We start from the raw sequence: 18,108 nt of genomic DNA, 5'->3' as shown, positions 1-18,108 counted from the left end.
ACCGTGGTGGCGACGTTCACGGCGTCGGATGAAGAAGACGGCACACCAAGTGTGGCCTTCACGCCGGGCACAAACACCGATGGTTACTACGCGATCAGCGGCACCGATGTGGTACTGACGCAAGCGGGTGTTGACGCGGTGAATGCAGGCGAGACACTGCCAGCGGTGAGCCTAACGGCGACCGATAGCGACAATGCGACGGCGGTTGACAGCGATACACCAACTTATAACGCTCAAAATGACGGCCCAACCATCGATGTGGTGGCAGAGGCAGCGTTCAATGAAAACGACGCGGCGGTAGATACCGTGGTGGCGACGTTCACGGCGTCGGATGAAGAAGACGGCACACCAAGTGTGGCCTTCACGCCGGGCACAAACACCGATGGTTACTACGCGATCAGCGGCACCGATGTGGTACTGACGCAAGCGGGTGTTGACGCGGTGAATGCAGGCGAGACACTGCCAGCGGTGAGCCTAACGGCGACCGATAGCGACAATGCGACGGCGGTTGACAGCGATACACCAACTTATAACGCTCAAAATGACGGCCCAACCATCGATGTGGTGGCAGAGGCAGCGTTCAATGAAAACGACGCGGCGGTAGATACCGTGGTGGCGACGTTCACGGCGTCGGATGAAGAAGACGGCACACCAAGTGTGGCCTTCACGCCGGGCACAAACACCGATGGTTACTACGCGATCAGCGGCACCGATGTGGTACTGACGCAAGCGGGTGTTGACGCGGTGAATGCAGGCGAGACACTGCCAGCGGTGAGCCTAACGGCGACCGATAGCGACAATGCGACGGCGGTTGACAGCGATACACCAACTTATAACGCTCAAAATGACGGCCCAACCATCGATGTGGTGGCAGAGGCAGCGTTCAATGAAAACGACGCGGCGGTAGATACCGTGGTGGCGACGTTCACGGCGTCGGATGAAGAAGACGGCACACCAAGTGTGGCCTTCACGCCGGGCACAAACACCGATGGTTACTACGCGATCAGCGGCACCGATGTGGTACTGACGCAAGCGGGTGTTGACGCGGTGAATGCAGGCGAGACACTGCCAGCGGTGAGCCTAACGGCGACCGATAGCGACAATGCGACGGCGGTTGACAGCGATACACCAACTTATAACGCTCAAAATGACGGCCCAACCATCGATGTGGTGGCAGAGGCAGCGTTCAATGAAAACGACGCGGCGGTAGATACCGTGGTGGCGACGTTCACGGCGTCGGATGAAGAAGACGGCACACCAAGTGTGGCCTTCACGCCGGGCACAAACACCGATGGTTACTACGCGATCAGCGGCACCGATGTGGTACTGACGCAAGCGGGTGTTGACGCGGTGAATGCAGGCGAGACACTGCCAGCGGTGAGCCTAACGGCGACCGATAGCGACAATGCGACGGCGGTTGACAGCGATACACCAACTTATAACGCTCAAAATGACGGCCCAACCATCGATGTGGTGGCAGAGGCAGCGTTCAATGAAAACGACGCGGCGGTAGATACCGTGGTGGCGACGTTCACGGCGTCGGATGAAGAAGACGGCACACCAAGTGTGGCCTTCACGCCGGGCACAAACACCGATGGTTACTACGCGATCAGCGGCACCGATGTGGTACTGACGCAAGCGGGTGTTGACGCGGTGAATGCAGGCGAGACACTGCCAGCGGTGAGCCTAACGGCGACCGATAGCGACAATGCGACGGCGGTTGACAGCGATACACCAACTTATAACGCTCAAAATGACGGCCCAACCATCGATGTGGTGGCAGAGGCAGCGTTCAATGAAAACGACGCGGCGGTAGATACCGTGGTGGCGACGTTCACGGCGTCGGATGAAGAAGACGGCACACCAAGTGTGGCCTTCACGCCGGGCACAAACACCGATGGTTACTACGCGATCAGCGGCACCGATGTGGTACTGACGCAAGCGGGTGTTGACGCGGTGAATGCAGGCGAGACACTGCCAGCGGTGAGCCTAACGGCGACCGATAGCGACAATGCGACGGCGGTTGACAGCGATACACCAACTTATAACGCTCAAAATGACGGCCCAACCATCGATGTGGTGGCAGAGGCAGCGTTCAATGAAAACGACGCGGCGGTAGATACCGTGGTGGCGACGTTCACGGCGTCGGATGAAGAAGACGGCACACCAAGTGTGGCCTTCACGCCGGGCACAAACACCGATGGTTACTACGCGATCAGCGGCACCGATGTGGTACTGACGCAAGCGGGTGTTGACGCGGTGAATGCAGGCGAGACACTGCCAGCGGTGAGCCTAACGGCGACCGATAGCGACAATGCGACGGCGGTTGACAGCGATACACCAACTTATAACGCTCAAAATGACGGCCCAACCATCGATGTGGTGGCAGAGGCAGCGTTCAATGAAAACGACGCGGCGGTAGATACCGTGGTGGCGACGTTCACGGCGTCGGATGAAGAAGACGGCACACCAAGTGTGGCCTTCACGCCGGGCACAAACACCGATGGTTACTACGCGATCAGCGGCACCGATGTGGTACTGACGCAAGCGGGTGTTGACGCGGTGAATGCAGGCGAGACACTGCCAGCGGTGAGCCTAACGGCGACCGATAGCGACAATGCGACGGCGGTTGACAGCGATACACCAACTTATAACGCTCAAAATGACGGCCCAACCATCGATGTGGTGGCAGAGGCAGCGTTCAATGAAAACGACGCGGCGGTAGATACCGTGGTGGCGACGTTCACGGCGTCGGATGAAGAAGACGGCACACCAAGTGTGGCCTTCACGCCGGGCACAAACACCGATGGTTACTACGCGATCAGCGGCACCGATGTGGTACTGACGCAAGCGGGTGTTGACGCGGTGAATGCAGGCGAGACACTGCCAGCGGTGAGCCTAACGGCGACCGATAGCGACAATGCGACGGCGGTTGACAGCGATACACCAACTTATAACGCTCAAAATGACGGCCCAACCATCGATGTGGTGGCAGAGGCAGCGTTCAATGAAAACGACGCGGCGGTAGATACCGTGGTGGCGACGTTCACGGCGTCGGATGAAGAAGACGGCACACCAAGTGTGGCCTTCACGCCGGGCACAAACACCGATGGTTACTACGCGATCAGCGGCACCGATGTGGTACTGACGCAAGCGGGTGTTGACGCGGTGAATGCAGGCGAGACACTGCCAGCGGTGAGCCTAACGGCGACCGATAGCGACAATGCGACGGCGGTTGACAGCGATACACCAACTTATAACGCTCAAAATGACGGCCCAACCATCGATGTGGTGGCAGAGGCAGCGTTCAATGAAAACGACGCGGCGGTAGATACCGTGGTGGCGACGTTCACGGCGTCGGATGAAGAAGACGGCACACCAAGTGTGGCCTTCACGCCGGGCACAAACACCGATGGTTACTACGCGATCAGCGGCACCGATGTGGTACTGACGCAAGCGGGTGTTGACGCGGTGAATGCAGGCGAGACACTGCCAGCGGTGAGCCTAACGGCGACCGATAGCGACAATGCGACGGCGGTTGACAGCGATACACCAACTTATAACGCTCAAAATGACGGCCCAACCATCGATGTGGTGGCAGAGGCAGCGTTCAATGAAAACGACGCGGCGGTAGATACCGTGGTGGCGACGTTCACGGCGTCGGATGAAGAAGACGGCACACCAAGTGTGGCCTTCACGCCGGGCACAAACACCGATGGTTACTACGCGATCAGCGGCACCGATGTGGTACTGACGCAAGCGGGTGTTGACGCGGTGAATGCAGGCGAGACACTGCCAGCGGTGAGCCTAACGGCGACCGATAGCGACAATGCGACGGCGGTTGACAGCGATACACCAACTTATAACGCTCAAAATGACGGCCCAACCATCGATGTGGTGGCAGAGGCAGCGTTCAATGAAAACGACGCGGCGGTAGATACCGTGGTGGCGACGTTCACGGCGTCGGATGAAGAAGACGGCACACCAAGTGTGGCCTTCACGCCGGGCACAAACACCGATGGTTACTACGCGATCAGCGGCACCGATGTGGTACTGACGCAAGCGGGTGTTGACGCGGTGAATGCAGGCGAGACACTGCCAGCGGTGAGCCTAACGGCGACCGATAGCGACAATGCGACGGCGGTTGACAGCGATACACCAACTTATAACGCTCAAAATGACGGCCCAACCATCGATGTGGTGGCAGAGGCAGCGTTCAATGAAAACGACGCGGCGGTAGATACCGTGGTGGCGACGTTCACGGCGTCGGATGAAGAAGACGGCACACCAAGTGTGGCCTTCACGCCGGGCACAAACACCGATGGTTACTACGCGATCAGCGGCACCGATGTGGTACTGACGCAAGCGGGTGTTGACGCGGTGAATGCAGGCGAGACACTGCCAGCGGTGAGCCTAACGGCGACCGATAGCGACAATGCGACGGCGGTTGACAGCGATACACCAACTTATAACGCTCAAAATGACGGCCCAACCATCGATGTGGTGGCAGAGGCAGCGTTCAATGAAAACGACGCGGCGGTAGATACCGTGGTGGCGACGTTCACGGCGTCGGATGAAGAAGACGGCACACCAAGTGTGGCCTTCACGCCGGGCACAAACACCGATGGTTACTACGCGATCAGCGGCACCGATGTGGTACTGACGCAAGCGGGTGTTGACGCGGTGAATGCAGGCGAGACACTGCCAGCGGTGAGCCTAACGGCGACCGATAGCGACAATGCGACGGCGGTTGACAGCGATACACCAACTTATAACGCTCAAAATGACGGCCCAACCATCGATGTGGTGGCAGAGGCAGCGTTCAATGAAAACGACGCGGCGGTAGATACCGTGGTGGCGACGTTCACGGCGTCGGATGAAGAAGACGGCACACCAAGTGTGGCCTTCACGCCGGGCACAAACACCGATGGTTACTACGCGATCAGCGGCACCGATGTGGTACTGACGCAAGCGGGTGTTGACGCGGTGAATGCAGGCGAGACACTGCCAGCGGTGAGCCTAACGGCGACCGATAGCGACAATGCGACGGCGGTTGACAGCGATACACCAACTTATAACGCTCAAAATGACGGCCCAACCATCGATGTGGTGGCAGAGGCAGCGTTCAATGAAAACGACGCGGCGGTAGATACCGTGGTGGCGACGTTCACGGCGTCGGATGAAGAAGACGGCACACCAAGTGTGGCCTTCACGCCGGGCACAAACACCGATGGTTACTACGCGATCAGCGGCACCGATGTGGTACTGACGCAAGCGGGTGTTGACGCGGTGAATGCAGGCGAGACACTGCCAGCGGTGAGCCTAACGGCGACCGATAGCGACAATGCGACGGCGGTTGACAGCGATACACCAACTTATAACGCTCAAAATGACGGCCCAACCATCGATGTGGTGGCAGAGGCAGCGTTCAATGAAAACGACGCGGCGGTAGATACCGTGGTGGCGACGTTCACGGCGTCGGATGAAGAAGACGGCACACCAAGTGTGGCCTTCACGCCGGGCACAAACACCGATGGTTACTACGCGATCAGCGGCACCGATGTGGTACTGACGCAAGCGGGTGTTGACGCGGTGAATGCAGGCGAGACACTGCCAGCGGTGAGCCTAACGGCGACCGATAGCGACAATGCGACGGCGGTTGACAGCGATACACCAACTTATAACGCTCAAAATGACGGCCCAACCATCGATGTGGTGGCAGAGGCAGCGTTCAATGAAAACGACGCGGCGGTAGATACCGTGGTGGCGACGTTCACGGCGTCGGATGAAGAAGACGGCACACCAAGTGTGGCCTTCACGCCGGGCACAAACACCGATGGTTACTACGCGATCAGCGGCACCGATGTGGTACTGACGCAAGCGGGTGTTGACGCGGTGAATGCAGGCGAGACACTGCCAGCGGTGAGCCTAACGGCGACCGATAGCGACAATGCGACGGCGGTTGACAGCGATACACCAACTTATAACGCTCAAAATGACGGCCCAACCATCGATGTGGTGGCAGAGGCAGCGTTCAATGAAAACGACGCGGCGGTAGATACCGTGGTGGCGACGTTCACGGCGTCGGATGAAGAAGACGGCACACCAAGTGTGGCCTTCACGCCGGGCACAAACACCGATGGTTACTACGCGATCAGCGGCACCGATGTGGTACTGACGCAAGCGGGTGTTGACGCGGTGAATGCAGGCGAGACACTGCCAGCGGTGAGCCTAACGGCGACCGATAGCGACAATGCGACGGCGGTTGACAGCGATACACCAACTTATAACGCTCAAAATGACGGCCCAACCATCGATGTGGTGGCAGAGGCAGCGTTCAATGAAAACGACGCGGCGGTAGATACCGTGGTGGCGACGTTCACGGCGTCGGATGAAGAAGACGGCACACCAAGTGTGGCCTTCACGCCGGGCACAAACACCGATGGTTACTACGCGATCAGCGGCACCGATGTGGTACTGACGCAAGCGGGTGTTGACGCGGTGAATGCAGGCGAGACACTGCCAGCGGTGAGCCTAACGGCGACCGATAGCGACAATGCGACGGCGGTTGACAGCGATACACCAACTTATAACGCTCAAAATGACGGCCCAACCATCGATGTGGTGGCAGAGGCAGCGTTCAATGAAAACGACGCGGCGGTAGATACCGTGGTGGCGACGTTCACGGCGTCGGATGAAGAAGACGGCACACCAAGTGTGGCCTTCACGCCGGGCACAAACACCGATGGTTACTACGCGATCAGCGGCACCGATGTGGTACTGACGCAAGCGGGTGTTGACGCGGTGAATGCAGGCGAGACACTGCCAGCGGTGAGCCTAACGGCGACCGATAGCGACAATGCGACGGCGGTTGACAGCGATACACCAACTTATAACGCTCAAAATGACGGCCCAACCATCGATGTGGTGGCAGAGGCAGCGTTCAATGAAAACGACGCGGCGGTAGATACCGTGGTGGCGACGTTCACGGCGTCGGATGAAGAAGACGGCACACCAAGTGTGGCCTTCACGCCGGGCACAAACACCGATGGTTACTACGCGATCAGCGGCACCGATGTGGTACTGACGCAAGCGGGTGTTGACGCGGTGAATGCAGGCGAGACACTGCCAGCGGTGAGCCTAACGGCGACCGATAGCGACAATGCGACGGCGGTTGACAGCGATACACCAACTTATAACGCTCAAAATGACGGCCCAACCATCGATGTGGTGGCAGAGGCAGCGTTCAATGAAAACGACGCGGCGGTAGATACCGTGGTGGCGACGTTCACGGCGTCGGATGAAGAAGACGGCACACCAAGTGTGGCCTTCACGCCGGGCACAAACACCGATGGTTACTACGCGATCAGCGGCACCGATGTGGTACTGACGCAAGCGGGTGTTGACGCGGTGAATGCAGGCGAGACACTGCCAGCGGTGAGCCTAACGGCGACCGATAGCGACAATGCGACGGCGGTTGACAGCGATACACCAACTTATAACGCTCAAAATGACGGCCCAACCATCGATGTGGTGGCAGAGGCAGCGTTCAATGAAAACGACGCGGCGGTAGATACCGTGGTGGCGACGTTCACGGCGTCGGATGAAGAAGACGGCACACCAAGTGTGGCCTTCACGCCGGGCACAAACACCGATGGTTACTACGCGATCAGCGGCACCGATGTGGTACTGACGCAAGCGGGTGTTGACGCGGTGAATGCAGGCGAGACACTGCCAGCGGTGAGCCTAACGGCGACCGATAGCGACAATGCGACGGCGGTTGACAGCGATACACCAACTTATAACGCTCAAAATGACGGCCCAACCATCGATGTGGTGGCAGAGGCAGCGTTCAATGAAAACGACGCGGCGGTAGATACCGTGGTGGCGACGTTCACGGCGTCGGATGAAGAAGACGGCACACCAAGTGTGGCCTTCACGCCGGGCACAAACACCGATGGTTACTACGCGATCAGCGGCACCGATGTGGTACTGACGCAAGCGGGTGTTGACGCGGTGAATGCAGGCGAGACACTGCCAGCGGTGAGCCTAACGGCGACCGATAGCGACAATGCGACGGCGGTTGACAGCGATACACCAACTTATAACGCTCAAAATGACGGCCCAACCATCGATGTGGTGGCAGAGGCAGCGTTCAATGAAAACGACGCGGCGGTAGATACCGTGGTGGCGACGTTCACGGCGTCGGATGAAGAAGACGGCACACCAAGTGTGGCCTTCACGCCGGGCACAAACACCGATGGTTACTACGCGATCAGCGGCACCGATGTGGTACTGACGCAAGCGGGTGTTGACGCGGTGAATGCAGGCGAGACACTGCCAGCGGTGAGCCTAACGGCGACCGATAGCGACAATGCGACGGCGGTTGACAGCGATACACCAACTTATAACGCTCAAAATGACGGCCCAACCATCGATGTGGTGGCAGAGGCAGCGTTCAATGAAAACGACGCGGCGGTAGATACCGTGGTGGCGACGTTCACGGCGTCGGATGAAGAAGACGGCACACCAAGTGTGGCCTTCACGCCGGGCACAAACACCGATGGTTACTACGCGATCAGCGGCACCGATGTGGTACTGACGCAAGCGGGTGTTGACGCGGTGAATGCAGGCGAGACACTGCCAGCGGTGAGCCTAACGGCGACCGATAGCGACAATGCGACGGCGGTTGACAGCGATACACCAACTTATAACGCTCAAAATGACGGCCCAACCATCGATGTGGTGGCAGAGGCAGCGTTCAATGAAAACGACGCGGCGGTAGATACCGTGGTGGCGACGTTCACGGCGTCGGATGAAGAAGACGGCACACCAAGTGTGGCCTTCACGCCGGGCACAAACACCGATGGTTACTACGCGATCAGCGGCACCGATGTGGTACTGACGCAAGCGGGTGTTGACGCGGTGAATGCAGGCGAGACACTGCCAGCGGTGAGCCTAACGGCGACCGATAGCGACAATGCGACGGCGGTTGACAGCGATACACCAACTTATAACGCTCAAAATGACGGCCCAACCATCGATGTGGTGGCAGAGGCAGCGTTCAATGAAAACGACGCGGCGGTAGATACCGTGGTGGCGACGTTCACGGCGTCGGATGAAGAAGACGGCACACCAAGTGTGGCCTTCACGCCGGGCACAAACACCGATGGTTACTACGCGATCAGCGGCACCGATGTGGTACTGACGCAAGCGGGTGTTGACGCGGTGAATGCAGGCGAGACACTGCCAGCGGTGAGCCTAACGGCGACCGATAGCGACAATGCGACGGCGGTTGACAGCGATACACCAACTTATAACGCTCAAAATGACGGCCCAACCATCGATGTGGTGGCAGAGGCAGCGTTCAATGAAAACGACGCGGCGGTAGATACCGTGGTGGCGACGTTCACGGCGTCGGATGAAGAAGACGGCACACCAAGTGTGGCCTTCACGCCGGGCACAAACACCGATGGTTACTACGCGATCAGCGGCACCGATGTGGTACTGACGCAAGCGGGTGTTGACGCGGTGAATGCAGGCGAGACACTGCCAGCGGTGAGCCTAACGGCGACCGATAGCGACAATGCGACGGCGGTTGACAGCGATACACCAACTTATAACGCTCAAAATGACGGCCCAACCATCGATGTGGTGGCAGAGGCAGCGTTCAATGAAAACGACGCGGCGGTAGATACCGTGGTGGCGACGTTCACGGCGTCGGATGAAGAAGACGGCACACCAAGTGTGGCCTTCACGCCGGGCACAAACACCGATGGTTACTACGCGATCAGCGGCACCGATGTGGTACTGACGCAAGCGGGTGTTGACGCGGTGAATGCAGGCGAGACACTGCCAGCGGTGAGCCTAACGGCGACCGATAGCGACAATGCGACGGCGGTTGACAGCGATACACCAACTTATAACGCTCAAAATGACGGCCCAACCATCGATGTGGTGGCAGAGGCAGCGTTCAATGAAAACGACGCGGCGGTAGATACCGTGGTGGCGACGTTCACGGCGTCGGATGAAGAAGACGGCACACCAAGTGTGGCCTTCACGCCGGGCACAAACACCGATGGTTACTACGCGATCAGCGGCACCGATGTGGTACTGACGCAAGCGGGTGTTGACGCGGTGAATGCAGGCGAGACACTGCCAGCGGTGAGCCTAACGGCGACCGATAGCGACAATGCGACGGCGGTTGACAGCGATACACCAACTTATAACGCTCAAAATGACGGCCCAACCATCGATGTGGTGGCAGAGGCAGCGTTCAATGAAAACGACGCGGCGGTAGATACCGTGGTGGCGACGTTCACGGCGTCGGATGAAGAAGACGGCACACCAAGTGTGGCCTTCACGCCGGGCACAAACACCGATGGTTACTACGCGATCAGCGGCACCGATGTGGTACTGACGCAAGCGGGTGTTGACGCGGTGAATGCAGGCGAGACACTGCCAGCGGTGAGCCTAACGGCGACCGATAGCGACAATGCGACGGCGGTTGACAGCGATACACCAACTTATAACGCTCAAAATGACGGCCCAACCATCGATGTGGTGGCAGAGGCAGCGTTCAATGAAAACGACGCGGCGGTAGATACCGTGGTGGCGACGTTCACGGCGTCGGATGAAGAAGACGGCACACCAAGTGTGGCCTTCACGCCGGGCACAAACACCGATGGTTACTACGCGATCAGCGGCACCGATGTGGTACTGACGCAAGCGGGTGTTGACGCGGTGAATGCAGGCGAGACACTGCCAGCGGTGAGCCTAACGGCGACCGATAGCGACAATGCGACGGCGGTTGACAGCGATACACCAACTTATAACGCTCAAAATGACGGCCCAACCATCGATGTGGTGGCAGAGGCAGCGTTCAATGAAAACGACGCGGCGGTAGATACCGTGGTGGCGACGTTCACGGCGTCGGATGAAGAAGACGGCACACCAAGTGTGGCCTTCACGCCGGGCACAAACACCGATGGTTACTACGCGATCAGCGGCACCGATGTGGTACTGACGCAAGCGGGTGTTGACGCGGTGAATGCAGGCGAGACACTGCCAGCGGTGAGCCTAACGGCGACCGATAGCGACAATGCGACGGCGGTTGACAGCGATACACCAACTTATAACGCTCAAAATGACGGCCCAACCATCGATGTGGTGGCAGAGGCAGCGTTCAATGAAAACGACGCGGCGGTAGATACCGTGGTGGCGACGTTCACGGCGTCGGATGAAGAAGACGGCACACCAAGTGTGGCCTTCACGCCGGGCACAAACACCGATGGTTACTACGCGATCAGCGGCACCGATGTGGTACTGACGCAAGCGGGTGTTGACGCGGTGAATGCAGGCGAGACACTGCCAGCGGTGAGCCTAACGGCGACCGATAGCGACAATGCGACGGCGGTTGACAGCGATACACCAACTTATAACGCTCAAAATGACGGCCCAACCATCGATGTGGTGGCAGAGGCAGCGTTCAATGAAAACGACGCGGCGGTAGATACCGTGGTGGCGACGTTCACGGCGTCGGATGAAGAAGACGGCACACCAAGTGTGGCCTTCACGCCGGGCACAAACACCGATGGTTACTACGCGATCAGCGGCACCGATGTGGTACTGACGCAAGCGGGTGTTGACGCGGTGAATGCAGGCGAGACACTGCCAGCGGTGAGCCTAACGGCGACCGATAGCGACAATGCGACGGCGGTTGACAGCGATACACCAACTTATAACGCTCAAAATGACGGCCCAACCATCGATGTGGTGGCAGAGGCAGCGTTCAATGAAAACGACGCGGCGGTAGATACCGTGGTGGCGACGTTCACGGCGTCGGATGAAGAAGACGGCACACCAAGTGTGGCCTTCACGCCGGGCACAAACACCGATGGTTACTACGCGATCAGCGGCACCGATGTGGTACTGACGCAAGCGGGTGTTGACGCGGTGAATGCAGGCGAGACACTGCCAGCGGTGAGCCTAACGGCGACCGATAGCGACAATGCGACGGCGGTTGACAGCGATACACCAACTTATAACGCTCAAAATGACGGCCCAACCATCGATGTGGTGGCAGAGGCAGCGTTCAATGAAAACGACGCGGCGGTAGATACCGTGGTGGCGACGTTCACGGCGTCGGATGAAGAAGACGGCACACCAAGTGTGGCCTTCACGCCGGGCACAAACACCGATGGTTACTACGCGATCAGCGGCACCGATGTGGTACTGACGCAAGCGGGTGTTGACGCGGTGAATGCAGGCGAGACACTGCCAGCGGTGAGCCTAACGGCGACCGATAGCGACAATGCGACGGCGGTTGACAGCGATACACCAACTTATAACGCTCAAAATGACGGCCCAACCATCGATGTGGTGGCAGAGGCAGCGTTCAATGAAAACGACGCGGCGGTAGATACCGTGGTGGCGACGTTCACGGCGTCGGATGAAGAAGACGGCACACCAAGTGTGGCCTTCACGCCGGGCACAAACACCGATGGTTACTACGCGATCAGCGGCACCGATGTGGTACTGACGCAAGCGGGTGTTGACGCGGTGAATGCAGGCGAGACACTGCCAGCGGTGAGCCTAACGGCGACCGATAGCGACAATGCGACGGCGGTTGACAGCGATACACCAACTTATAACGCTCAAAATGACGGCCCAACCATCGATGTGGTGGCAGAGGCAGCGTTCAATGAAAACGACGCGGCGGTAGATACCGTGGTGGCGACGTTCACGGCGTCGGATGAAGAAGACGGCACACCAAGTGTGGCCTTCACGCCGGGCACAAACACCGATGGTTACTACGCGATCAGCGGCACCGATGTGGTACTGACGCAAGCGGGTGTTGACGCGGTGAATGCAGGCGAGACACTGCCAGCGGTGAGCCTAACGGCGACCGATAGCGACAATGCGACGGCGGTTGACAGCGATACACCAACTTATAACGCTCAAAATGACGGCCCAACCATCGATGTGGTGGCAGAGGCAGCGTTCAATGAAAACGACGCGGCGGTAGATACCGTGGTGGCGACGTTCACGGCGTCGGATGAAGAAGACGGCACACCAAGTGTGGCCTTCACGCCGGGCACAAACACCGATGGTTACTACGCGATCAGCGGCACCGATGTGGTACTGACGCAAGCGGGTGTTGACGCGGTGAATGCAGGCGAGACACTGCCAGCGGTGAGCCTAACGGCGACCGATAGCGACAATGCGACGGCGGTTGACAGCGATACACCAACTTATAACGCTCAAAATGACGGCCCAACCATCGATGTGGTGGCAGAGGCAGCGTTCAATGAAAACGACGCGGCGGTAGATACCGTGGTGGCGACGTTCACGGCGTCGGATGAAGAAGACGGCACACCAAGTGTGGCCTTCACGCCGGGCACAAACACCGATGGTTACTACGCGATCAGCGGCACCGATGTGGTACTGACGCAAGCGGGTGTTGACGCGGTGAATGCAGGCGAGACACTGCCAGCGGTGAGCCTAACGGCGACCGATAGCGACAATGCGACGGCGGTTGACAGCGATACACCAACTTATAACTCTGTTGAGGCTAAAGATGACGGCTCGTTACGTCAGGAATACACTGCTTCTGCCGATTTTACTGACGGTATTACGATCCCCACTGGTAGTGATGGTCAACCTCTATTCTCGATTGAAGCTATTACCTATGACTCCAATGGTAATGAAGTATTAGGCACTATAGCTGAATTAACTGGCTTTGGAATTGGTGTTGCAGGTTCTATTAGAGATAGAGGACAAGTCGCTGATCAGATTGAGTATGCTCCCGAATTCGACAGGTCTGAAAAAATTAAATTTGAATTTAGTGAGTTAGCTAATAGTGTCGATTTTAGTGTTTCACGACTTTTTGGTAGCGAAAATGAAGGAGAACAAGGTGCATGGTCTGCATTTTATAATGGAGAGCTTGTAGCTTCAGGGGTATTCAAAACCGATTCTGGTGCTTCTACGGGCGACTTTAGCATCGACACCGGTGATATTGTATTTGATACGTTAGTCTTTGAAGCGGGTTCAAATGGAGTACGGTTTGGGGATTCTTCTGATTATGTATTATCTTCAATTACCTTTACCGGGCTAGAGCTAGGTGATGATGCCATCATTGCCGATGAAGACGACGGCGTATCTGTTACAGACGCTAATGTAGGGCTTCTTGCAAACGATATTGATGACCAAAATGATACTTTTTCATTGACAGCAGTCAACGGCCAGGCGATTACTAGTGGTTCAGTCGTTACTCTTCCAAGTGGCGCATTACTAACCATTTATGCAGATGGGACTTACGATTATGACACTAACGACGTTTATGATTACTTACAGGCTGGAGAGCTAGCTACTGAGAGTTTCACATATACAATTACAGATGAACATGGCGCAACAGATACTGCTACAGCAACTATTAATATTATTGGTAGCAATGACGTACCTAACGGAAATCCAGATACTGCAACTCTCAAAGAAGGTAGTACCGTTACCTTTACGTCTGATCAGTTGTTAGTTAACGACGTTGATAGCGATGATACGAATTTGGTTGTTCTCTCGCTAGCAAGTGACTCTTCTGGTACAAATCAGGTTGATATGTCCTCTCCAGATTCAGTATTCTCAACGCGTTTAGGTGGTACGGTAACTGTAAATGATAATGGCTCATTTAGTTATCAAGCTCCTCAAGGCCAGGATCATGCTCAAGGCGTTGCAATAACTGATTCCATTTATTATTTAGTTACTGATGGCAAAGGAAACTCCAATTGGACTGAGATCGAAATTGCGATCACGGATAGTGGACCGACTGCAGTTGACGACTTTGATAGTGTTGGTTTTGGCGGTTTAGGTTTCGGTAACTTGATCTCTGGCGAAAACGATGGTTCAGGTAAGGATGACATAGGTAGTGATATTACTAAAGTAACCAGTATTACTTTCGATGGCCAGAGATACCATGAATGGAACAGTAACGGTGAGATCATCATTAATACAGGTACTGCTATTGCTACGTTTAATCAAGACGGTAGCTATAGCTACCAATCAACTCAAGCGGAAGGTCAAGTAGAGTCGTTTACAACAAACGATATGCTTAATAATAATGGTATCGAGCTGTATGCTTATAGCGATTATCAAGAAATTGATGTTACGAACCTAAACAGTAACTCTGCCAGTGTAGTCGAGATCAGCAGTAAGGTCGGTATCTACTATGACAATTCAGAGGGAAATGGCAGTCAAATACGTTACGATGAAGCATTGGTTACTAAGTTTAGCGGTGAGGTTTCTGTCGCTAACTTTACTTTAAATGGTGTTACTGATAGTGAAGAAGTTTTCTGGGAAGCATACGATAAACAAGGCTCTCTAATTGATAGTGGTACTATAAGTAGTAACGATTTAACTATTGTGTCTGATAGTGGTTTTGAAACTGTGGTGCTTTATACTGGTTCTACCAATAACTTTATGGTAGAGAGTGTTGAGGTTCAATACCGCGTAGGTACCGCTAATCAAGATACGTTCCAATACGAGTTGACCGATGCTGATGGTAGTGAGTCTTCTGCTCAATTGACTGTTACACAAGACTCATTACCAGTAGCTAAAGATAATAGCGAAGAGGTCTATGAATCTGGTCTTGAATCGGGTACTGATGCTAATAGTGGCGCAAGTATTGTGACCGGCAATATCCTTGACAATGATAGTGGCGTTAGTAGTTCCACGTTAATTAGCGCAGTTAATGGCCAGGCACCAGTAAATGGAATCGTTGTCGTTAATACATCTTACGGTACGTTGACTGTATATACTGATGATTCTAATGGCTTCCGTTCAGGGGACTTTGAATATGAATTAACTAACACATCAATCGGTGATGATGTTGTAGATAGTTTTAATTACGAGATAACAAATAGTGTTGGTGTTACGGACAGTGCACAACTTGATATTAATATCGTTGATGATGTGCCAATTGTCAGTGACGTTGAACGCAACTTAACGACGACATCAGACCCTATAACAACCAATTTGACTTTTGTTCTCGATTTGTCTGGTAGTATGGCCTATTCAGCAGGTAATGGGAAAAGCTATTTAGAGACGGCTATTGAAGCCTTGACGGCTCTCGTTAGTGAGGTTGACGATACCGGCGATGCAAATGTTCAAATAATTACTTTTTCAGGCAGTAATATAGTCAATTCTGGCTGGTTATCAGACGATGTTGCTGACGTGATTACGTACCTAGAATCTTTGCAAGCTCGAGGTGGTACGCTTTATAGCGATGCGCTAGAGAAGGTAATGGATAGTGGTGACCTACCAATTTCTGATCAGAGTTTTGTGTACTTCATTTCAGATGGAGCTCCTAATTTTGGCTCGGAAGTTGACCAGGACCTCCAAGACGATTGGAATAGTTATTTAGACTCAGCAAACTATGATATTTCTTTTGCGATAGGTATTGGTAATGCACCTTTAGATGAACTTTCACCAATTGCATATTCTCCTGACCCTGCTGATGATGATAGCAATTATGCCGTTGTGGTTGATGATGCTGATGATTTGACTAATACGGTTTTAGAGTATTTTGATAACAATAGTATTAGCGGTGACGTTAAGTTGTTTGACGCTGAAGGCGGTATTTTAGAAGGAGCTGACGGGGTATCAATAACATCGGTCATCATCGATGATATAACTTATGAATATGATGTTAATTCACCTGAAATTACGGTTTCAACCGTGCTAGGTGGGGAGTTTAGGATAAACTTCGATTCTGGTGAATATTATTACAATATTGTTGTTGACCGAAATGTATTAAATGAGAGTGAAGTTATTCAAGTACAAGTTGAAGATGGTGATGGAGACCAAGACTCTTTGAAATTAACGCTTAATATAGACTATTACGCGACTATCGATGCAAACGTGAATAATATTATTACTAACTTTAGTAGCGACTCTCCATTGTCTATTGATACTGATTATCTTACTCACTCAGACGCGATAACGTCGGATACCATTGTTGCTAATGTCGAGAGTTCTGATGCTACAGTTGTTCTTAATGGGAGTGCTGTTATTTTAGAAAACGCTGAAAGTGGCGATGAATTTAATTATGTTATTGATGGAAATGGTGTTTCAGATAGCGCTAATGTTGAAGTAAACTTTGTAGATAGTTCTGTTTTATCGGGAACGCAAGCTGACGATATTATTATAGGTAAGCCAACTGATAAAGTGGTTGAGTTGGCAACAATTACGGCTACCGTTCGTTCAGGTAATACTTACAATAACCCTAATCAATACGGATTTGTATTTTCTAGTGTGGCTGCCGGTTTGTCAGTAATGCAAATTAGTATTGATTTGAGTAGTATCGATAATAATGCGTATTGGGATATAAGCGACAGCTCCAACCCAATGAGCCAAACATATTCAAAAGGAATAGAACAAACTGATAATATTTGGAGTTCAATGAACTCGGATTCTTCAGTACTAATTGCTAATTTTGTTGATGGTGATTTCAAAAGCGGTGACGAGTTTTGGTTTACATTCGATACTGACAACTTTGGCGGAGATCAAGGCAGCAGTTTTATAGGTGCATCTTTTGACGTAACTTTGAGTGATGGGTCCGTTATTTCTGGTACTTATCAGTCAGATAACAACGGTGGTGCGATAGCAGTAGTCCAAAATTACGATAGTGAACTCTATGGTTTTGATGGCGATGATGTGTTAGTTGCGGATAATGGTAATGATCTTCTTGATGGTGGAGAGGGTGATGATCTATTGATAGGCGGGTTAGGTGACGATATATTAACTGGTGGTGAAGGAGAGGATATCTTTAAGTGGGTAGACATGGACGATGGATCTTCCGACACCATTACTGATTTCAGTGTGGCAGATGGAGACAAACTTGATCTATCTGAACTGTTGGCTGACCTTGAGGCAGATGATATTAATGCTCTGCTTAACAATATTGAAGATTCGATCACTGATAACAATAGTGGCGGTTCTACTCTTACTATTGAAAAGGGTGGTGAGTCTATGACAATTGAGTTCAACAACGTCACTTCTTCAGAGTTAACGGATTATCTATTTAACCAAGATGGTTTGAAATACACCGATAGCTAA

The 18,108-nt window shown here is 54.0% G+C and carries 1 protein-coding gene (cut by a window edge); it reads left to right on the top strand.

The features are described 5' to 3' along the window. Positions 1-18,108: the 3' portion of an Ig-like domain-containing protein gene (locus vsple_RS07210; RefSeq protein ID WP_261881561.1), read on the top strand. The gene continues 9,288 nt to the left of window position 1, outside the view; the window shows 18,108 of its 27,396 coding nt (coding positions 9,289-27,396); its start codon lies beyond the left edge, outside the window; the stop codon is at positions 18,106-18,108.

The organism is Vibrio pelagius, assembly GCF_024347575.1.
GTDB classification, from domain to species: Bacteria; Pseudomonadota; Gammaproteobacteria; order Enterobacterales; family Vibrionaceae; genus Vibrio; species Vibrio pelagius.
Note: the sequence above shows the minus strand (reverse complement) of the source record. Positions and strands in the feature narration are given on the sequence as shown.